Source organism: Pseudomonas sp. HTZ2, from assembly GCF_033173945.1.
GTDB lineage: Bacteria > Pseudomonadota > Gammaproteobacteria > Pseudomonadales > Pseudomonadaceae > Aquipseudomonas > Aquipseudomonas guariconensis.
Window position 1 is genome coordinate 1,521,976 of the sequence record NZ_CP137332.1, and the last position, 20,286, is coordinate 1,542,261.

Here is a 20,286-nt window from a genome sequence, read left to right on the forward strand (position 1 = left end):
ATCTCCCACAGAGGCTGCGCTGACCGGGTAGGAGCAGGTTCATCCGCGAATGGCGCACAGGCCTACCGATACCTCAACAGCCTTTCATCCTCGGCATCTCGATGCCGTGCTCGTGTACACGCCGGTACAGGGTCGCCCGTGAGATGCCCAGTGCCTTGGCCGCATCTGCCGGTTTCCAGCGATGCCGAATCAACGCATCGAGCAGCAACTGGCGCGCAGGGTCGCAGGTCGTCTCGGCAGCTGTCGCACCCACGCCGCGCACCGCTTCGGGCAGATCCTCGCGCCTCACCTGCCCGCCATCGCAGACCGCACAGGCGTAGCGCAGCACCTGGCGCAACTGGCGCAGGTTGCCCGGCCAGTGATAGGTGAGCAGCGCTTCGAGCGCTGCGTCCGTCAGTGTCACATCGACGCCGCAGGCCGCGGCTTCCTCGGCCAACAGTCGATGAATCAACCCCAACCGGTCGTGCCGCTCGCGCAGCGGTGGCAACTCGAAGCGCGCATTGGCCAGGCGGAAGTACAGGTCCTCGCGAAAACGCCCCTCGGCCACCATCGCAGCCAGATCCCGATGGGTGGCGCAGATCACCTGCATGTCCACCCGCTGGCGACGTGCCGCGCCCAAAGGTGCCACTTCACCTTCGGCCAATACCCGCAACAGACGCGTCTGCAGGTTCAAGGGCATGTCGCCGATTTCGTCGAGAAACAGCGTACCGCCATCGGCCTGCTGCAAAAGGCCTTGCATGCCCTTGCTCGACGCGCCGGTAAAGGCCCCGGCCACATAACCGAACAGTTCGCTCTCGATGAGGTTTTCCGGGATCGCCGCGCAGTTGAGGGTGACGAAAGGCCCTTCACGGCGCAGGCTTTGCTGGTGCACCTGGCGGGCGAAGACTTCTTTGCCCACACCGGTCTCGCCTTGCACCAGCACGGCCAGGTTGCAGTCCTTCACCCGCGTGGCCAAGCGCAGGTGCTGCTCGATGCGCGTGTCCTGGGCCGGCTGCACCACCGCTGGCCGGGCCCGGCGCTGGGGTGCACTCACCCGGCCATAGAGCCCGCCCCAGCCAGGCAGGCGCTGGGCGCAGGCATCGCTGGCATCGCGCAGTTGGTCGAGGTCGAACAATTCACCGATATGCACCGGCAGCCGCCCAAGGCCCTCCAGCAGGCGCTGGCGAGCCAGGCTGTTGATCGCCTGCAGGCGACCATCGGCATCCCAGGCCAGCAGATAGTCCGGTTGGCTTTCCACGTAACCGGGGGTGCCGTGGGCGCGCATCACCCAGTGGCCTTGGGCGTTGTGCATGAAAAACGCGTTTTCGATCTCGCGTGCGGTCTGCTCCACCAACTGGCGGATCAGGTGCTGGCTGCGCCGGTCGTCCGGTGACTGCAACGCAGACACATCCACCACGCCCAGCAACTCCCCCTGCGGATCGAACACCGGCGCGGCCGTGCAGGTCAGGCCGATGAACGCAGCGCGAAAGTGATCGCGCTTGTGCACCGTGATCGGCGCCTTGCTGGTCAACACCGCCGCCACCCCGCAGGTACCCTCTTCGCCTTCCGACCAGCACGTGCCCAAGTACAGCCCGGCCTTGCGGCAGTCGTTGCGGATGGCCGACTCGACCCGATAGTCGATGGTGCGCCCTTGGGCGTCGGTGAGCAGTACACAGTAGTCGGCACCGCGCACCTGCGCGTGCAAGCGGGCCACAGCGTCGCTGGCAATGCGCAGGAACAGCTCGGCACGCTCACGGCACTCGTTGAGCACCGCCTGGGACAGGATGCGCGGCCCCTGCAAGGATCCAGGATCAAGGCGGTACAGGTCCATGGAGCGGCGCCACGAGTCGAGGATCAGCGTCGGCACCGGCGCCTGGGGCAGGCGCTCGGCGTTCTTCAGCACCCGGCTGACGCAATCGACATGGGCTCGGGAGTTCGCGGCAAGCATTGGGCCTCCGGTTCTCATGTTCTTGTCGTTGTGCGGCCATTAAGCGCCTGCAAGCCGTGCCCGACAAGCGCTGCGTGATCATCGGCCGACCTGAGACGCTGCGTCTCAGCGTCTCGCCTGGGTCCGGGCCTGGCTGGCACCCGGCGTCTCGCCCGGCACTGCGCCAATCGCGGCCAGAGAAACATGAAGACGCTCTGCCACAGGCCTTACAGGCGAGCCAGGCCAACCTGGCACTGCGCTTGCTCAAGCACTGGCAAACAAGAAACCGAGGTGCGCCATGCCGCAACCTGCCCCGACCATCGGCATCATCGCCAACCCAGCCTCCGGCCGCGACTTGCGCCGCCTGACCGCCAACGCGGGGCTTTATTCGAGTACCGACAAGGCCTCGGCTATCCAGCGCCTGCTCGCCGCCTTCGGCGCCACCGGCATCGCCCAGGTACTGCTGCCAACCGACATGACCGGCATCGCCGCCGCCGTACTCAAGGCCAGCGCCGGCCCGATCGCCCGCAGCCAACACTGGCCCGCCCTGGAAGTACTCGACCTGCCGCTCACCCAGACCGTGGCCGATACGCGCCTGGCCACCCGCCGCATGGTCGAGCGCGGCGTGGCGATGATCGCCGTGCTCGGCGGTGACGGCACTCACAAGGCGGTGGCCACCGAGGCCGGTGACGTACCCCTGCTGACCTTGTCCACCGGCACCAACAATGCCTTCCCCGAGCTGCGCGAGGCCACCAGCGCGGGCCTGGCCGGAGGGCTGCAAGCCAGTGGACGAGTCCCGGCCGGAATCGGCCTGCGCCGCAACAAGCGTCTGTTGGTGCACGTCCCCAAACAGGGCCTGTGCGAGTGGGCGCTGGTGGAGGTCGCCGTATCGCCCCAGCGCTTCATCGGCGCCCGCGCCCTGAGCCGCAGCGATGACCTGGCCGAGGTATTTGCCTGCTTCGCCGAACCCCACGCCATCGGTCTCTCGGCCCTGTGCGGATTATGGTGCCCGGTGTCGCGCCAGGACCGGCATGGCGCCTGGGTGCACTTGGACGCCGACAGCGAGCAGGCCCTGCTCGCGCCCCTGGCCCCTGGCCTGCTGCAAGCGTGCGGCATCAGCGCCTGCGGCCTGCTGGAGCCCGGCGTCGCCTACCCCTTGACCCTCGCCAGCGGCACCCTGGCGCTCGATGGCGAGCGCGAGATCGAATTCGCCCCCCACGACACCCCCACCGTGACCCTCGATGCCAACGGCCCCCTCACGGTCGATGTCGAGGCCGTGCTGGCCTACGCCGCCCGCCATCACCTGCTGGAGGTCCCTCGCGATCACCGGCACTTCGCTGCACACCCGTGTTGAGACAACCCTGGAGAACAACAAGATGTCCACTCACCTCAGTTCCGAACAATTGCTGCATGCCTATGAAGTGATGCGCACCATCCGTGCCTTCGAAGAACGCCTGCACGTGGAGTTCGCCACCGGCGAGATTCCTGGCTTCGTCCACCTCTATGCCGGCGAAGAAGCCTCTGCTGCCGGGGTCATGGCCCACCTGCGCGACAGCGACTGCATCGCCTCGACCCATCGCGGCCATGGCCATTGCATCGCCAAGGGCGTGGACGTGTACGGCATGATGGCCGAGATCTACGGCAAGAAGACCGGGGTCTGTGGCGGCAAGGGCGGCTCGATGCACATCGCCGACCTGGAAAAAGGCATGCTCGGCGCCAATGGGATCGTCGGTGCCGGCGCTCCACTGGTGGCTGGCGCTGCCCTGGCAGCCAAGATCAAGGGCCGCGATGACGTGTCGGTGGCCTTCTTCGGCGATGGCGCCTCCAATGAAGGGGCGGTGTTCGAGGCGATGAACCTGGCCTCGATCATGAACCTGCCCTGCATCTTCGTCGCCGAAAACAATGGCTACGCCGAGGCCACCGCGTCGACCTGGTCGGTGGCGTGCGATCACATTGCCGACCGCGCCGCCGGCTTCGGCATGCCCGGCGTGACCATCGATGGATTTGATTTCTTCGCCGTGTACGAGGCCGCCGGGGCGGCCATCGAGCGCGCCCGCGCAGGGCAAGGTCCGTCGCTGATCGAGGTCAAGCTCAGCCGCTACTACGGCCACTTCGAAGGCGACGCCCAGACCTACCGTGCCCCGGACGAGGTGAAGAACCTGCGCGAACAACGCGACTGCCTGCTGCAGTTTCGCAACAAGACCACCCACGCCGGCCTGCTCACCCACGACCAGCTCGATGCCATCGACGCCCGCGTCGAGGACTTGATCGAAGATGCCGTGCGCCGTGCCAAGTCCGATCCCAAGCCACAGCCCGCCGACCTGCTCACCGACGTCTACGTCGCCTACCCATGAGCTGCGGATTACAAGAACAACAGGAGAACCACCATGGCAAGAAAGATCAGCTACCAGCAGGCCATCAACGAAGCGCTGGCGCAGGAAATGCGCCGCGACAGCACGGTGTTCATCATCGGCGAAGACGTGGCTGGCGGCGCCGGCGCCCCCGGTGAGGACGATGCCTGGGGCGGTGTGCTCGGCGTCACCAAGGGCCTCTACCATCAGTTTCCTGGCCGCGTGCTGGACGCGCCCTTGTCGGAAATCGGTTACGTGGGCGCTGCCGTCGGCGCCGCGACCCAAGGCCTGCGGCCGGTGTGCGAACTAATGTTCGTGGATTTCGCTGGCTGCTGCCTGGACCAGATCCTCAACCAAGCGGCGAAATTCCGCTACATGTTCGGCGGCAAGGCAGTCACCCCCCTGGTGATGCGCACCATGTACGGCGCGGGCCTGCGTGCCGCCGCCCAGCATTCGCAGATGCTCACCTCCCTGTGGACCCACATCCCTGGTCTGAAGGTGGTCTGCCCATCCTCGCCCTATGACGCCAAAGGCTTGTTGATCCAGGCGATCCGCGACAACGACCCGGTGATCTTCTGCGAGCACAAGTTGCTCTATGGCTTGCAGGGCGAGGTGCCCGAGGAGGTCTACAGCATCCCGTTCGGCGAGGCCAACTTCCTGCGTGACGGCGACGACGTGACCCTGGTGACCTACGGTCGCATGGTCCATGTGGCCATGGAAGCGGCCGCCAACCTGGCGCGTCAGGGCATCGACTGCGAAGTGCTGGACCTGCGCACGACCAGCCCGCTGGACGAAGACAGCATCCTTGAAAGCGTCGAGAAGACCGGTCGGCTGGTGGTGATCGACGAAGCCAACCCGCGTTGCTCCATGGCCACCGACATCAGTGCCCTGGTGGCGCAGAAGGCCTTCGGCGCCCTCAAGGGCCCGATCGAGATGGTCACCGCGCCCCACACACCGGTGCCCTTCTCGGACGCACTCGAAGACCTGTACATACCGGACGCTACGAAAATCGAAACCGCCGTGCGCAAGGTGATCGAAGCCACAAGGAGCGCCGCATGAGCCAGATCCATACCCTGACCATGCCCAAATGGGGGCTGTCGATGACCGAAGGCCGGGTCGACACCTGGCTCAAGCAGGAAGGCGACGTAATCAATAAAGGCGATGAAGTGCTGGACGTTGAGACCGACAAGATCAGCAGCAGCGTCGAGGCGCCGTTCAGCGGCGTGCTGCGCCGCGTCGTGGCAAGGCCTGACGAAACCCTGCCAGTGGGCGCCCTGCTGGCGGTGGTGGTCGAAGGCGAAGCCGACGAGGCACAGATCGACGCGGTGGTACAGCGCTTCCAGGCCGAGTTCGTCGCCGAGGGCAGTGCCGACCAAAGCCAGGGGCCGGTCCCGCAGAAGGCCGAGGTAGGCAATCGCTTGCTGCGCTGGTTCGAACTCGGCGAAGGCGGCACGCCGCTGGTGCTGGTACATGGCTTTGGCGGTGACCTCAACAACTGGCTGTTCAATCACCCGACCTTGGCCGGCGAGCGCCGCGTCATCGCCCTCGACCTGCCCGGCCACGGCGAATCGACCAAAGCCCTGCAACGGGGGGATCTGGATGAATTGAGCGAAGCGGTGTTGGCGTTGCTCGACCACCTGGACATTCCCCGCGCCCATTTCGTCGGCCATTCCATGGGCGGCGCCGTGAGCCTGAACCTCACCCGCCTGGCTCCCCAGCGGGTGGCGAGCCTGGGGCTGATAGCCAGCGCGGGCCTTGGCGAAGCGATCAATGCAGGCTACCTGCAAGCCTTCGTCGAGGCCGGCAGCCGCAATGCCCTCAAGCCCGCGATGAGCCAGCTGTTCGCCGACCCGGGCCTGGTGACCCGGCAAATGCTCGAGGACATGCTCAAGTTCAAGCGCCTGGAAGGCGTCGACAGCGCCTTGCGCCAACTGGCCTCGGCCATTGCCGACGGTAATCGGCAACGGCACGATCTGCGCGGCGTTTTGGGACAGCATCCGGTGCTGGTGATCTGGGGCGCGGAGGACGCGATCATTCCGGCCACCCAGGCCCAAGGGCTGGACGCCGAGACGGTGGTGATTCCAGGAATGGGCCATATGGTGCAGATGGAGGCGGCCGAGCAGGTCAACCAGCGGTTGCTGGCGTTCCTGCGCCAACACTGAGTCCAGGGCCGCCCCGCGGCCCTTTCAACACCCGGGACGGCGGCGTGCTGGCGACGCCGCTGTGTCCGCAGCCCCTGGATGCAACACTGGGCTCACCCATACAGGGAGTGGTGAACGTGTCCAGAGCGTCTTTACTTGCAGGTAACTGCCCGCAGAACGGACGCACGCCTATGAAGATCGTGATCACCAGCATTCTGGTCGACGACCAAGCCAAGGCCCTTGCCTTCTACCACTATGTGCTGGGGTTCGAACCCAAGCATGACATTCCCATGGGCCAGCACCGCTGGCTGACCCTCACCTCGCCCAACGACCCCAACGGTGTGGAGTTGCTACTCGAACCCGATGCCCATCCCGCCGCCAAGACCTACAAGACCGCCCTCAAGCAGGATGGCATCCCGGCCACATCTTTCGGGGTGCGCGATATCCAGGCCGAGTACACCCGCCTGTGCGCAGCCGGGGTGCGCTTCACCCAGCCGCCGACCGCCATGGGCCCGGTGACCGTGGCCGTGTTCGACGACACCTGTGGCAACCTGATCCAGATCGCCCAGCGTCACTGAGACGTGCCGGCCTCCAGGCGCAAGGTCGCCCGCAGCCCATGGGGGGCAACGTTGCACAGCTGCACGCTGCCACCCAGGCGCTTGGCGATCATGCTGACGATCGACAACCCCAACCCCGCGCCATTGGCGGAATCCTTGCTGTAGAAGCGTTCGAACACCCGCTCGAGGTCCGCTTCGTCGATTCCGGGCCCTTCATCCTCCACGCAGAGCAGTACCTGTTCTTCGACCTGCGCCAGCGACACGCGGATCCGGCCGCCAGGCGGGGAATGGTTCACCGCATTGGTCAACAGGTTCTGCAGAGCGATGACCAAGGCGCTGGCATCGGTTGCCAGATGATAGTCACCGGGGGCGATGTCCAGCGAAGGCTCCTGGCCCTGCTCGAGAATCCATGGCGTCAGCTCGGCCAGATGCTCGGTCACCAGTTCCTCCAGATCGATCACCTCCCGGTTGTGCTGCGCCAGGCGCGGTTCCAACCGTGCCAGGGTCAGCAACTGGTTGACCACCCGGCCAAGCCTATCGACACCTGCAATCAAAAAGCCCAAGGCCTTTTGCCGTTCCTCCTCGGAGGTGGCGGTCTGGGCGTTCTGCGCATGCAGGCGCAGGATCGCCAAGGGCGTACGCATTTCGTGGGCGGCATCGGCGATGAAGCGGTGCTCGCGGCGCAGCAACTGCTCGATCTGTGCCAGCAGCCGGTTGATGGCCGCCTGCATCGGCTCAAGCTCGCGCGGCAACGGCACCAGTTGCAGCGGCGCCAGGGATTCGGCGTGCCGCCCGCGGATGACCTGGGCCATGTTCTGCAGCGGCATCAGGCCGCGACCGATGGCCAACCATACCAACAGCGCCAGTGCCAGGCTGCCCAACAGAAACGGCAGGAGGGTGTGGCGTACGATCCGCCCGACCAGGTCGGCGCGCACATCGCTACGCTCCCCCACCCAGATGATCCAGTGCTGGTCGGGCACCGGCAGGACAAAACTGCGCCATTGCCGTCCATCCACCACCACATCGGAAAACCCTGGCGTGGCCGGCGGCGTGACGAATGCTGGCGCGCTCGGTGTACGCACCAGCAACGGGCCATCGTCGCGCCAGACCTGAAACGCAAGCTTGCTCTCGTAGGGGTGCCCGACCCCGCGCCGCCCGGCCTTGCCCAAGGCAACGTCCAAGGCTTGATAGAGGTCTTCGCGGTGCTGCTCGTGCAGTGGCAGGCTCAACACGCCCTGCAGCAGCCGGGCGTTCTGTGCCAGATGGGCGTCATAGACCTCGGCAATTTCGTGGCGGCTGTCGTGATAGTTGTACAGGGCCAGCAAAGCACTGCCGAGCACCAGCACCAGCATGACCCGCCATAAGGTGCGTCGACGCAGCGAACTCATGGCTTGCCTTCCACCAGGTAGCCGATGCCACGCACGGTACGGATCAGCCCGTTGAACAGCTTTTTTCGTAGGTGATAGATGTGCACTTCCAGGGTATTGCTCTCCGGTTCTTCACTCCAGCCATACAGCAGTTGGGTCAAGCGCTCGCGGGTGAACACCTTGCCCGGCTGGGCCAGCAACTCGTGCAGCAGCCGGTACTCGTTGGGCGTGAGCACCACCGGTTGGCCGTTGTAACTGACCTGCTGAGTCGCCGGGTCCAGCGCGACCCCGGCATGTTCGATCACCAGCCGGGCCCGGCCGGCACTGCGGCGCAACAAGGCGCGCAGACGGGCCTTGAGCTCGTTGAGATCGAACGGCTTGATCAGGTAGTCGTCGGCGCCGGCGTCCAGCCCTGCGATCCTGTCTTCGGTGGCGTCACGCGCCGTGAGGATCAACACCGGCACCGCATTGCCGTCCAAGCGCACACGCCGAAGCAGTTCGACGCCATCCAGGCGCGGCAACCCCAGATCCAGCACCACCAGGTCAAAAGGCTCATGGCGCAGGGCGTGCAGCGCGTTGATGCCGTCCTGCAACCAGTCGAGCGTATAGCCCTCTTGGCGCAAGCCGTCGCAAATCCCCTCCCCCAATGCCCTGTCATCCTCCACCAGCAGCAGCCGCATGTTCAGTCCTGTTTGTCTTGGATGCTCTTGAGTAAAGCATCGATTTCCTGACGCCGGCCCTGGTCCGCCAGCTCCCGTCCGGGCCGGGCCGGTGCCTGACGTGCCTTGAGCAAGGCCGCTCTGGCCTGGGCATAGTGGCCTTCGCGCACCAGATGGTCGGCCCAGAAGTAATTGCTGTCGATCCCTTCGGGGTTGAGCGCCAGTGCCTTGCGCAGCATCGCCTCGGCCTTGTCGCTGTCACCGAACCCGATGGGCCAGCCCGGCACCTGGTCGTACAACGCCCCAAGGCTGGTATAGGCCGAGCCCTGGAGGGCGGCCGGGTCCATGGCGATGGCCTTTTCCAGACTGGCGCGGGCAGCCTTGACCTTGCCCAGCGCCCCCAGACCGCCCGTGGCGCCAGCCCAACTGCTGTTGACGATGCCGTCCCAGATCAGCGCCTCAGGCGAGCTTGGGTATTGGCGCACGAACGCACCGCTGTCAGCGGCGAGTTTTTCCAGCGCATCGGCGCGCTGGGCCTTGGGCAATGTGTACTGGATCTGCGCCCAGCGCTGCTGGACATCCGTCAGACGCTGGGTACCCGCCTGGTCCAGGGCCCAGGTGAAGGGGGCGACGGCCAGCAGGCCGGCGAGGATCAGGTATCTCATTTGTTCGACTCCTTGCTGTTGGCATCGCTGTAGCGGCGGATCAACGGCAACTGCTTGCGCAGCGCCCGGTCGACTATGCCGGGCAGCATGCCGTTGAGGCGCACGAAGAGTTTTTCCGGCCAGCCCAGGTACAACTCGCTACGCTCGGCCTGCACGGCGTCGAGTACGGCCTTGGCGACGTCGCCTGGGTCATCCATCCCGACCTTGAGCGCTTGGTTCAAAGCGGTGGCGGCGCTGCTGTTCATGCTGGTTCGGGTCGCCCGGGGTGCGGCGTACAGCACGTTCACCGAGGTGTCGGCAAGCTCCCGGCGCAGGGCTTCGGAGAACCCGCGCAAGGCGAACTTGCTGGCACTGTAGGTGGCATAGCCGGGGTAGCCGATCGAGCCGTAGATGGAGCCGACGTTCACCACTAACGCCCGGGGTTGCTCGCGCAGCAGTGGCAGCAACCCGCAGGTCAGCTGCAGGGTGGCCTTGATGTTGAGGTCGATCAGGTCATCCAGGGCTGCCTCGTCGAGTTGCTCGAACAGCGCGAAACGATTGACGCCGGCGGCATTGATCAGCAGATTGGCCCCGCCGTGGGCGCGTGCCGCAGCGATCACGGCCTGGCGCCCGGCCGGGCTGCGCAGATCGGCCGATTGCCAACGCAACTGCTGGGGGTAGCGGTTCATCAGCCCCGCCAGCGGGCCCATGTGCCGGCTGACCGCCAGCACCCTGGCTCCGGCCGCGCACAGCTGGCTCGCCAGCTCAAGGCCAATGCCACCGCTGGCCCCGGTCAGTACCGCCGAGCATTCAGATAGACGCATGGCGCACCTCTTGCCCGGTGGCACGCGGCAGGCCCTGGAACATCTCGGTGTACAGCCGGTACACCACTTGGGCGGCGTGGATCACCGCCTCCTGGTCTTCGGGTTGGTCCAGACGATCCATCAGGCCGCGGTAGGTGACCATGTGGTCCTGGTCCAGCGCGCCGTGGGAACTGAGGTAGCTGAAAGCCTTGTCCGGCAGACCAAGGCTGCTCTGGATGGTGCCTGCAGCCTGGGTGGCCAGGGCAATGCTGGTGCCTTCGAGCACGTTGACCATGCCGAACAGCCCCACCGGATTGCCCCGGGCGATGGTGTCATAGAGAAACGCTACCATCAGTTCGATCGGCAGCGCCGGGCGGCTGTTGCGCACTTGATCGGGGTCACCGCCGCAGGCCGCGATGTCATCTAGGATCCAACGCTCGTGGCCGTATTCTTCATCGATGTATTCGCACACCGCACCGCGCAGCCATTCCAGGCGCACAGGCAGTCGTGCGCCGCAAGCCATCATCAGCGGCACGGTATGGCGCACGTGGTGATAGGCCTGGGTCAGGAAAGCCACGTAACCCTCCAGACTGACGGTACCGGCGAGTGCATCGCGAATGACAGGCACGCTGAACAGGGCGCCGCGTTCCTGGGTGGTTCGTGCTTGGAGGGTTTCAAAGAAGGACATGACAGGCCTCATGAGTCAGCAATCGCGGATAACAAGCCGTGGTAGCGCTGCAGGATCTGGTCCCGGCGCGGACGGCCATTGGCGGTCAGGGTGGCACTGGCGGCGCTGAAGGGTTCGGGCAGGCGTCGCCAGGCGTGTACACGGGCGTAGTCCGGCAGGCCGGCATTGCACTGGGCCACGGCCTGCTCGATCAGCGGGTCCCCGATGTTCGGGTCCAGTGGCCAGAGCAGCGCCACGTTGCGGGCCAAGCCCTCGCCATGGACGAAGGCTTGGAGTATCACCCCACCCTGGGTCAGCTCCGCCTCGACCCATTCAGGGTTGACGTTGCGCCCAAAACTGGTGATGAACTGGTTCTTCTTGCGTCCTGCGAGGTACAGATAGCCATCGCCGTCGAAGTGGCCGATATCGCCCGTGGGCCACCACTGCCCGGTGAAGGGCGGCTCGCCCAGGTAGCCCAGCAGGGTCGAGCCGGCCACCAGCACTTCGCCGTCCTCGGCGATACGCACCTGCACATGGGGCAAGGGGCGCCCGACACTGCCAGGTCGCTGTGCCCCCGGACGGTTCAGACAGACCACCGATGCGCATTCAGACAGCCCGTAGCCCTCGAACACCGGCAGGCCCACCGCCTCGGCGCGGGCCAACAAGCTTTGCGCCACGCGTGCCCCGCCCACGGCGACGAAACGCAGCGGGCCGACCTGGGTCCAGCCATGCTCGATGGCGCTCACCAGCCCCAGCAGCAGCTGCGGTACCAGGATCAAGCTTTCGGCACCGCTCAAGGCGATGCTGCCCAGCAAGCGCTTCCAGTCGATCTGTCCTGCGCCCCGCATGCCTAGGTGTGCCTGCGGATAGACCATGACACGGGCGCCGGCCAGCAAGGCCGCGTACAGGCCGAGGTTTTCCAGCAGCACACCCAAGGGCAGCACCGCCAGGTACGTGCTCGGCGCCGACGGCCGACTGGCCGCCTCCAGTTCACGGGCCACCCGCAGCATCGCGTCGGCCCCCAGGCATACCCCCTTGGGAGCCCCTGTGCTGCCGGAGGTGTAGGTGATCTTGAGGGTGCCCGCCGGCAGGGCGTTGGCCACCTGCACCTGGCGGGACCAGACGCCCTCTCTCTCATTGAAGCCTGCCGCCTGCAGCGTCGGTGCAAGGTCAGGTTCGGCCAACATCAGGGTCACCCCGCTGTCGTCGAGGCTGTGACGGACCTGCGCCGGCGTGAAGAACGGCGGCACGATCACGCACGGGCGTTCGGCCAGTAGCGCCGCCAGGTCCCAGAACACTGCCTCGGGCCCGTTGTCCAGGGCCAGGGCGAAGGTACCTGGCGGCTGAGCGCGCAACCAGGCCTCGCGCTGCTGGACCTCGCTCAACAACTGGCCATAGTCATAACGGCCTACGGCCCCTTGCAGCGCGACCAGCGCTGCGCGCTGACGGGCATGCAGGTTCAGCACCTCGCGAAACGCCTGCAACTCATGCGGCATGACCGGACTCCTGTAACGCCGCAGGCAACCCCAGGCGCTGGAACACGCCCGCGCGCATCAGCGCGTCATGGCCCAGGCCGATGTTGCCGGCGAACACGTGGGGGTGCTGGTTGTAGTAACTGCCCCAATGGTCGCGCTCGCCATTGAGCCGGTCCGGGTCAGCGTCGGCCAGCAACGTCGGCACCAAACCCAGGCGGTGAAAGCTGTTGACCAGCGTCGAGGCGCCGGTGAAGGCGACCCACTCCAGCCCTCGCGCAGCCAGCAGCCAGGTCACGACGATGATCATGATGCGGGCACTGCCGGCGCTGAGCGCTGCAAGATTGCCCACCTCGACCACCTGTTGCCGGTTGACGTCTGCACCGGCCAGGCGCGAGGCCGCCTGCTCCACGGGCTCGTCCAGGTAGCGCTCGAGAAACAACGGCCCGTCCCCGGCCAGGCGCATGCCTGCAGCGGCGATCAGGCGGCCATGGCTGTCGCTCAGCCCGAGCAGCTCAGGCAGATAGTGATGGACATCGGCGTGGTGGATCGAAGCAAAACGCTGATGGATGAAATGTTCGATCGAGTTGCGGTCTGGCTCGCCCGCAAGGCTCAGGGTCAGGTGCGCCGTACCGCGCTCGGCATGAGTACCGATGGCCAGCGGAAACAAGGCACGCCAATGTGCGTCGCTCATGGAAATCCCCCCAGGGGACGTTTCGTTGGGGGGAGTATCGGCGGCTAATCTGAAGGCTATCTGAAGACAGCCTCAAGGCCTTGCGCTACAGTCATCGGCCCTCACCAGCGCAGCCATAACAAGGAAAACCCAATGCGCTACGAATTCAGCGAAGTCCTGAACGATCTAATCGACTACTTCATCCTGGGCGATATCCAGCTGCTTCATCGCTTCAAGGAAGAACACGCGCTGCCGGACGACCTGGCCCACGCCTTTACCCATGGCGACAGCGGCGACCAGGCAGTGCTCGAGGGCATCGTCCTGCCGTTGGCCGGGGTCGAGAACCTGCCCTACCGGATCATCTTCAGCCTGGGCGACGACACCCCCGCCCTGCTCGCCGCCGGCAGCCGCCTCAAGCACCGTCGGCCGGGCTATGTGCTTCAGGTGCAGAATCGCTCGTTGATGCTGTTTACCTGGCGCATTCTGCAGCACTTCACGCCCAAGGCCTTGGGCGATTTGCTCGCACGTTACCAGCAACCCGGTCGACCCATCATCGAGCTGGACAACGGCTGGTACCACGTGGAGGTGCTCGCAGGTGCCGTGCTGCGCGACGGCTTGTACGAGCCAGCCTTCGAATTTGTGCTGAAGAAAACCCCCGGTCGCGGCAGCGCCACCGGGGTCGATATCGGTTACCGCTTCGCCTTGCGCGGCTGTTTCGATTGACCCGCGAAGGGGCGCATAGCGCCCCTTCGACTGCGCCACTCAGGCGTGATGAATGTCCCGATCCTTGGTTTCGGGAAGGAAGAAAGTCCCCAGTATCGCGGTCATCACCGCAATGACGATCGGGTACCACAGCCCGTAGTAGATATCGCCCGTCGCGGCCACCATCGCAAATGCCACGGTCGGCAGGAAACCGCCGAACCAGCCGTTACCGATGTGGTACGGCAGCGACATGGAGGTGTAACGGATGCGCGCCGGGAACAGCTCCACCAGCCATGCGGCGATCGGCCCGTAGACCATGGTCACGTAGATCACCAGCAAGGTCAGCAGCAACAGCACCATCGGGTAGTGGGTCTTGGCGGGATCGGCTTTTTCAGGATAGCCCGCTTCTTTGAGCGCACTGCCGAGGGTGGCGGTGAAACGCTCGCTCTGGGCCTTGAAGTCCGCCGGGGGCAACGCCCTGCCGTCAAAGCTTGGGATCACCCGCTCGCCGATGCGGATCTGCGCCACGCTGCCTGGCCCGGCGCGTTCGTTCTGGTACGGTATGGCCCGCTTGGCCAGCAAGCTCTTGGCGATGTCGCACGAGCTGGTGAATTTGGCCTTACCCACCGGGTCGAACTGGAATGCACACTGGTCCGGGTCGGCGACCACAACCACCGGGTTCTGCTCCTGAGCGACGAACACGTCCGGGTTGCCGTACTCGGTCAGGGCCTTGAAGATCGGGAAGTAGGTCAGCGCGGCGATGATGCAGCCGGCCATGATGATTTTCTTGCGCCCGATGCGGTCGGACAGGCTGCCGAACAGGATGAAGAACGGCGTGCCGATCAACAGCGAGCCTGCGATCAGCAGATTGGCGGTCTGCGGGTCGATCTTGAGCATCTGCAGCAAGAAGAACAGCGCATAGAACTGCCCGGTGTACCACACCACTGCCTGGCCGGCGGTGCCGCCGAGCAGCGACATGATCACCACCTTGAGGTTGTCCCAGCGGGCGAAGGACTCGGTCAGCGGCGCCTTGGAAGCCTTGCCTTCGGCTTTCATCTTCATGAACACCGGCGACTCGTTGAGCTGCATGCGGATGTAAACAGAGATCGCCAGCAGCAGGATCGACAGCACGAACGGGATGCGCCAGCCCCAATCCTCGAAGGCCTCCGAACCCAGCAGCGTGCGGCAGGCCAGGATCACCAGCAACGAGAGGAAAAGGCCCAAGGTTGCGGTGGTCTGGATCCATGAGGTGAAGAAACCACGTTTACCCTTGGGTGCATGCTCGGCCACGTAGGTCGCCGCTCCACCGTACTCACCGCCCAACGCCAGACCTTGCAACAGCCGCAGGGTGATCAGGATGATCGGCGCCGCCACGCCGATGGCGGCATAGCCGGGCAGCACGCCGACCACCGCGGTGGACAGGCCCATGATGACGATGGTGATGAGGAAGGTGTACTTGCGCCCGATCATGTCGCCCAAACGGCCGAACACGATGGCCCCGAACGGCCGCACGGCAAACCCGGCAGCAAAGGCCAGCAAGGCGAAAATGAAGGAAGTGGTCTCGTTGACCCCGGCGAAGAAGTGCTTGGCGATGATCGCCGCCAGGGAGCCGTAGAGGTAGAAGTCGTACCACTCGAACACGGTGCCGAGGGATGAAGCGAAGATGACCTTGCGCTCCTCCCGAGTGATGCCACGCTGGGGCGCGCTGCCTGTGGATGTGCTGTCGATGACCGCCATGGGTTGCCTCCGTCTCTAGGTTGCAGGCCGCAGGTGCCTCTCATGCACTCATCCCGTACACCCAGGCCCTAGGACTTGCGCGAAACACGACAGGCGAAGCGCCAAGGGTCGCAACAAGGTCAGTTGAAGCATAATCGGCTTTGCCGATGTAGCCATGGCACACCGACCACAGGGCGTTCGCCCAGGCGATTTACCCGCGAACAGATGGCGCCGATTCAAATGCCCGGCTCTGTGCCAGCAACCGCACCACCTCTTCATCGCGGGTCTGATCAAACTGCTCGTAGTGAAGACCCACCGCGCGAAACGGCTCGGGCGCTTCCAGACAGACCAGCTCATCTACCAACGGGCTCAGCATGGCCAGCGCCTCCCGCGCCCCTACGGGCGCCGCGAACAGCAACCGCGACGGCCCGGCGGCAATCAGGGCGAGCAATGCAGCCCGGGCGGTGTTGCCGGTGGCAATACCATCGTCCACCAGCACCACTTCGTGCCCGCTGATTTCAGGCCGCCGATCGCCGCAATACACCTGCCGTCGACGTTCGATTTCCAGCAACTGTCGGTCTCGCTCGGCATCGAACCAGACCTGCGTGGCGCCAAACAGCGCCATCATCGCCTGGTCAGCCACACAGTACGGCGGATTGCCCTCGGCCACCGCGCCAAGGGCAAACTCTTCATTACCTGGCGCGCCGATCTTGCGCACCAGCACAACATCGAGCGGTGCACCCAGCGCCTTGGCCACCTCGAAGGCGACCGGCACGCCACCACGCGGCAATGCCAGCACCAGAGGCCGCCCCTGCAGACGGGGTTTAAGTGCCTGGGCCAAAGCCCGCCCGGCCTGGCGACGGTCCTTGAACAACACGTGCGCAGAAACATCAGGCTTCATGGCTTCACACTCCGAATGGGAAGGTATCGTCCTCGTGGCTGACACCGGCTGGTACCGGCAGTGGCGTCAGGGCGTTGGTCTGCTCGATCCATACCAAGGCGTCGAACTGCTCGCCCAGGACCGCCTCGAAATAATGGCTCTGGCGCTCGGTGCGCGGCCGATAGATCACCCCGATGGCGCGCTCCAGCAAGGTCCCGCTCAGCGCGTCGCGCAGGGCCTCGGCGCCGTCCCCGCGCCAGTCGGTCAACGAGGCGGGAACGCCGGCATCGAGCCAGCGCCGCTCCCAGCTGTCCGGCCGCGAAGGCAGTACCTCCTGGATGCGCACCTCGCCGTCCCAGTCATCGGCTGCCGCGACCTGGCCGCGGTCGGTGCTCATGCCAATCAGCACCGCCTCACGACCAAGAGCGGTGCGACACAGTTGGCCCAGGTTGAACTCGCCGCGCCAGCCCATCAGCGTGGCGGCAGCATTACCGATATGGGAATTGTGCGCCCAGACCACGGCCTTGGCCGAGGCACCCCGATGGGCGAGCACGGCCTGGAGCGTGTCGAACATGTGCTTGTCCCGCAGGTTCCACGACGCCGCCCCGCCACGATACATGGCGCGGTAATACTGCTCGGCGGCACGCACCACCCGGGCGTTCTGGGTAGCGCTGAAAAACGCTTCGCCGTCATCTGCCAGACGCTTGGCGAGCAAGCTGTTGAGCTGTTGCACGACCGCGTCCTCACAGGGGGCCTGGCCTGCGCGCTCGGCAAAATGTCCGTACAGGGCCGGGTCGTCCTGCCAAGGCGTGAGACAGCCATATCGCTGGCGGGCTTGGTGGGCCAACGCGGGATCGGTGCGGTCCAGGTAGCTGAGCACCTGTGCCATCGAATTTCGCAAGCTGTAGATGTCCAGGCCGCGAAACTCGGTGCGCTCGGCAAGCGGCAGGGTGTGATTGTGGCCGCGCAGCCAGGTGATGAACTCGCTCACCTCGGCGTTGCGCCACATCCAGCTGGGAAAGCGGCCGAAAGCCGGGTCTTGGACCGGCATGGGGTCGATCCCCCTGACCTTGCGATCGAGCTGGCCCGCATCGGGCCAGTCGGCTTCCACGGCCACGATGTTGAAGCCGTGCCGCTCGATCAGATGCCGAGTGATCGCCGCCCGGGTTCGGTAGAACTCCCGCGTGCCATGGCTGGACTCGCCGATGAGCACCACCTTGGCATTGGCGTATCGGTCGAACAGAGCGCCGAACATCGGGGTATCGATATGCGGCAACGGCTCGGCATGGCGACGCAACAGCTCCAGCAGTGTGCTGTCTGCGGCCTCGCGGGCATTGGCTTGAGCGGACATGATCACCTCCTGTTGGCCGCGCTCCGATATCCCGGAAGACGCCAGCAGTGCCGGCGATGTTCCTCAGCATTGCATCGGCGGTCGACGATCGCGCCAGGCGCGCCACAGGCCGACCAGCACGCTACTCGTCAATGCGCCGAGCAGCGCCAGTGCCATGTCCTTCTGTGCATCCCACGGGTCACGCTGGGTGGCGACGAAGGCCTGGGCGGTGTCCTTGCCCACGTACTGGCCCCCCACCCATTCGATCAACTCGTACAGGGCCGACGTGGCCAGCACCACAGTGAGCGTCAGCACGACCAGCCAGGCGCCCCGCAGCACAGTGAGGCGCCACAGGGTTTCGCGCAGCGGCCGATAGAACAGCAGACCATAGCTCAGGTGCACCAGGCGGTCGTACTGATTGCGCTGCCAGCCCAGGGCAGCATCCAGGGAGTGGCCCGATACTGCCTTGGCCCAACGGTCATAGGGCACCTGGGCATAGGTGTAATGTGCGCCCAGTTCATGGATGGCGAACAACAGCACGATCGCAACATAGGCCGACGGTGACAGGCGCAGCCAGCGCCAACCCGACACCAGCGCCAGCAGCAAGGCCAAGGGGACGATGTTTTCCATCAGCCAGTCGGCGCGGTGGGCAGGCGCCACGCCTGAAACCACGATCATCGCCAGGGCCAGAAGCAGCAGGGCCAGCGCTTGAGCTGGGGTAGCGGGTGAGCCAATCGACTGTCGAACCACGGCGGTGCTCTTCGTAGGGCCGTTTCCTCTTAGAGTCATTCCTTCGAAGAGGTTCTGAACCTGAGCCAGCGCCTAGCGCAGCTGAGTACTCTTCATAGGCGCTGGGAGGCACGACTGCCCCCTGTTCAAGTCAGCGGCCCCTTGAGTTCCACTTGGTTGCCGTCCGGGTCGAAGCAATACAGCGACAGGCCTTCGCCCTCGGCGCCGTAGCGCTTCTGCGCAGGTTCGACGGTCACGCCGGCCGCTTGCAGATAGGTGGTCAGGGCTTGCTCGTCGAACGGCTCGATACGCAGGCAGAAGTGATGAAGGTTGTTGCCCTGCCCGTTCGCCGCCGGCCCGCCCGGGCGTCCCAGGGGACCGTCGAGGGTCACCAGGTCGATCATCGCAGTCCCTGCCGCCAGGTGGACCATTCCTAGATCCTCACGCGTTCGGCTCACCTGGCAGCCGAGCAGGTCGCGGTAGAAGGCGATGCTGCGCTCCAGATCCTGGACCCGCAGGACGATATGATCGATGTGCCGGATGGCGAAAGGTGGCATGCCGCTGCTCCATATGGCGGACCCTGAAAGGGTACCCAGGCAACATAGCCCATCCCAACGCCTGCCGACAGCCCCGCCTTTTGCTTACTCGTTGACCAGACGCTGCAACTGGGCGCTGTCGTGGCTGGCCAGCACCCGCAGGATCTGGTCGACCAGCGCTCGGTCAGGCGCCTCAAGATGGAAGTGATGACCACCTGGGTGCCAGGTGATCCGGGCATGCTCGGGCAAGGCGCCCTGGCGCTGCTCGAAGCCGTCGCCAGCGAACGCCCCCTGGCGCCCCAGCATCAGGTACAGCGGGCAGGCAATCTGGCGGAGCAAGTCACAGGCCTCATGCTCGGTCAACGGCATCGGTTCGGGCAAGACCAGGCGCGGGTCGTGGCGCCAGCAGTAGCCATCGCCCACCTGCAGCAGATCGCGTAACGCCAAAAGACGTGCCGCCTCGCTCGACAACGTACTGTCCAGACGGTTGCGCCGCTGCATCAACGCCGACTCCACGTCATCGAACTGACAGCCGCCAGGCTCGGCGAACCCCTGCAGCCGGCTGCGCCGGACCATACGCTTGAGACGGTAGGCCCGGGCCAGGTGCTGGACGCGGTCATCGGCCGCCACGGTAAACGGCACGCCCATGCCATCGAGGAAGATCATGCTGGCGATGCTGCTGGTGAGCGCCGCCAGCAGCGAAGCGATGCCGGTGCCCATGCCGTGGGCCACCACATGAAAATGCCCGAGCCCCAGGCTGTCGACAACGGCCAGCATGTCCTCGGCGTGTTCCCACAAGTAATAGCCGCTGTCATCGCGCCGGTGGTCCGACCGACCATGGCCGGCCAGGTCCGGCGCCACCACGAAGCACCCATCGAGCAAAGGTGCCAGCCGCTCGAACGAAGCGGCATTGTCCAACCAGCCGTGCAAGGCGAGCACGGGGATGCCGTCCTCCGGCCCCCAGCAACGCACGGCAATTTCGACGCCATCGAGGTCTAGCAGGTGATCCTTGGGACTGCACTGCGAACGCATGAACTCTCTCCCTTGGCTTTGGCCTGGCACCCGCGCATCAGGCCGGTAACCTACCTTGGCGCAGGCAGCCTAGGCTCGCTGGCCCGCGACCGACGGTAACGTGTTCGACACCGACCCCTTG

General features: G+C 65.4%; 20 protein-coding genes. 6 read left to right on the top strand and 14 right to left on the bottom strand.

The genetic code is table 11. The annotated features are described in order from the left end of the window. Positions 1-73: 73 nt before the first annotated feature. A complete protein-coding gene (locus R6G97_RS07175) occupies positions 74-1,927 on the bottom strand; it encodes a sigma-54-dependent Fis family transcriptional regulator (protein ID WP_090342603.1) in 1,854 nt (617 codons plus the stop codon). A gap of 277 nt (positions 1,928-2,204) precedes the next feature. Here R6G97_RS07175 and R6G97_RS07180 point away from each other — a divergent pair, with 277 nt between their 5' ends. The 5 genes from R6G97_RS07180 (at position 2,205) to R6G97_RS07200 (ending at position 6,976) form a co-directional block, all read left to right on the top strand. Then, the gene (locus tag R6G97_RS07180) at positions 2,205-3,260 is read left to right on the top strand and encodes an ATP-NAD kinase family protein (RefSeq protein ID WP_317847943.1); all 1,056 of its coding nucleotides are present in this window, start codon (positions 2,205-2,207) and stop codon (positions 3,258-3,260) included. A 22-nt stretch (positions 3,261-3,282) separates the two neighbouring features. Further along, positions 3,283-4,260: a thiamine pyrophosphate-dependent dehydrogenase E1 component subunit alpha gene (locus R6G97_RS07185; protein ID WP_043215900.1), complete on the top strand. Its 978-nt coding sequence runs from the start codon at positions 3,283-3,285 to the stop codon at positions 4,258-4,260. A gap of 33 nt (positions 4,261-4,293) precedes the next feature. Continuing rightward, positions 4,294-5,316 (top strand): alpha-ketoacid dehydrogenase subunit beta, encoded by a 1,023-nt coding sequence (locus R6G97_RS07190; protein ID WP_182818953.1) that lies wholly within the window; start codon positions 4,294-4,296, stop codon positions 5,314-5,316. Further along, a complete protein-coding gene (locus R6G97_RS07195; protein WP_182818951.1) occupies positions 5,313-6,419 on the top strand; it encodes an acetoin dehydrogenase dihydrolipoyllysine-residue acetyltransferase subunit in 1,107 nt (368 codons plus the stop codon). The genes R6G97_RS07190 and R6G97_RS07195 overlap by 4 nt, the downstream gene beginning before the upstream one ends. A 170-nt stretch (positions 6,420-6,589) precedes the next feature. Next, complete coding sequence (locus R6G97_RS07200; protein ID WP_043215929.1) at positions 6,590-6,976, top strand: VOC family protein; 387 nt, start codon at positions 6,590-6,592, stop codon at positions 6,974-6,976. Here R6G97_RS07200 and R6G97_RS07205 read toward each other — a convergent pair. From R6G97_RS07205 to R6G97_RS07235, 7 genes are read right to left on the bottom strand one after another with little or no spacing between them, the layout of a single operon-like run. Further along, a complete protein-coding gene (locus tag R6G97_RS07205; protein WP_253131926.1) occupies positions 6,970-8,343 on the bottom strand; it encodes a sensor histidine kinase in 1,374 nt (457 codons plus the stop codon). The two genes, R6G97_RS07200 and R6G97_RS07205, sit on opposite strands and share 7 nt — an antisense overlap. Then, entirely contained in the window at positions 8,340-9,002 is a 663-nt protein-coding gene (locus tag R6G97_RS07210) for a response regulator (RefSeq protein ID WP_182818946.1), read from the bottom strand. Before R6G97_RS07210 ends, R6G97_RS07205 begins: the two co-directional genes overlap by 4 nt. Positions 9,003-9,004: 2 nt before the next feature. Further along, positions 9,005-9,646: a tetratricopeptide repeat protein gene (locus tag R6G97_RS07215; RefSeq protein ID WP_102081727.1), complete on the bottom strand. Its 642-nt coding sequence runs from the start codon at positions 9,644-9,646 to the stop codon at positions 9,005-9,007. After that, complete coding sequence (locus R6G97_RS07220; RefSeq protein ID WP_043214031.1) at positions 9,643-10,449, bottom strand: SDR family oxidoreductase; 807 nt, start codon at positions 10,447-10,449, stop codon at positions 9,643-9,645. Before R6G97_RS07220 ends, R6G97_RS07215 begins: the two co-directional genes overlap by 4 nt. Beyond that, positions 10,436-11,116, bottom strand: a complete 681-nt coding sequence (locus R6G97_RS07225) for a TenA family transcriptional regulator (protein ID WP_102081728.1) — start codon at positions 11,114-11,116, stop codon at positions 10,436-10,438. Before R6G97_RS07225 ends, R6G97_RS07220 begins: the two co-directional genes overlap by 14 nt. An 8-nt stretch (positions 11,117-11,124) precedes the next feature. Continuing rightward, complete coding sequence (locus tag R6G97_RS07230; protein WP_090342576.1) at positions 11,125-12,591, bottom strand: AMP-binding protein; 1,467 nt, start codon at positions 12,589-12,591, stop codon at positions 11,125-11,127. Further along, positions 12,581-13,261: a thermostable hemolysin gene (locus R6G97_RS07235; RefSeq protein ID WP_090342572.1), complete on the bottom strand. Its 681-nt coding sequence runs from the start codon at positions 13,259-13,261 to the stop codon at positions 12,581-12,583. Before R6G97_RS07235 ends, R6G97_RS07230 begins: the two co-directional genes overlap by 11 nt. A 132-nt stretch (positions 13,262-13,393) precedes the next feature. Between R6G97_RS07235 and R6G97_RS07240 the strand changes: the two genes are divergently transcribed. Further along, entirely contained in the window at positions 13,394-13,963 is a 570-nt protein-coding gene (locus R6G97_RS07240; RefSeq protein WP_043214041.1) for a hypothetical protein, read from the top strand. Positions 13,964-14,002: 39 nt separating this feature from the next. Here R6G97_RS07240 and R6G97_RS07245 read toward each other — a convergent pair whose 3' ends face one another. The 6 genes from R6G97_RS07245 to R6G97_RS07270 all read right to left on the bottom strand — a co-directional run bounded on the left by R6G97_RS07245 (position 14,003) and on the right by R6G97_RS07270 (position 20,165). Next, positions 14,003-15,679 (bottom strand): MFS transporter, encoded by a 1,677-nt coding sequence (locus R6G97_RS07245; protein WP_317847944.1) that lies wholly within the window; start codon positions 15,677-15,679, stop codon positions 14,003-14,005. A gap of 190 nt (positions 15,680-15,869) precedes the next feature. After that, positions 15,870-16,559 (bottom strand): phosphoribosyltransferase, encoded by a 690-nt coding sequence (locus R6G97_RS07250; RefSeq protein ID WP_090342568.1) that lies wholly within the window; start codon positions 16,557-16,559, stop codon positions 15,870-15,872. A gap of 4 nt (positions 16,560-16,563) precedes the next feature. Beyond that, positions 16,564-17,889 (bottom strand): erythromycin esterase family protein, encoded by a 1,326-nt coding sequence (locus R6G97_RS07255; protein WP_317847945.1) that lies wholly within the window; start codon positions 17,887-17,889, stop codon positions 16,564-16,566. 63 nt (positions 17,890-17,952) lie between these two features. After that, positions 17,953-18,618 (bottom strand): DUF2238 domain-containing protein, encoded by a 666-nt coding sequence (locus R6G97_RS07260; protein ID WP_317847946.1) that lies wholly within the window; start codon positions 18,616-18,618, stop codon positions 17,953-17,955. Between the two features lie 125 nt (positions 18,619-18,743). Beyond that, positions 18,744-19,154, bottom strand: a complete 411-nt coding sequence (locus R6G97_RS07265) for a VOC family protein (protein ID WP_043214049.1) — start codon at positions 19,152-19,154, stop codon at positions 18,744-18,746. A gap of 84 nt (positions 19,155-19,238) precedes the next feature. After that, a complete protein-coding gene (locus R6G97_RS07270) occupies positions 19,239-20,165 on the bottom strand; it encodes an alpha/beta fold hydrolase (protein WP_043214052.1) in 927 nt (308 codons plus the stop codon). Positions 20,166-20,286: the final 121 nt, after the last annotated feature.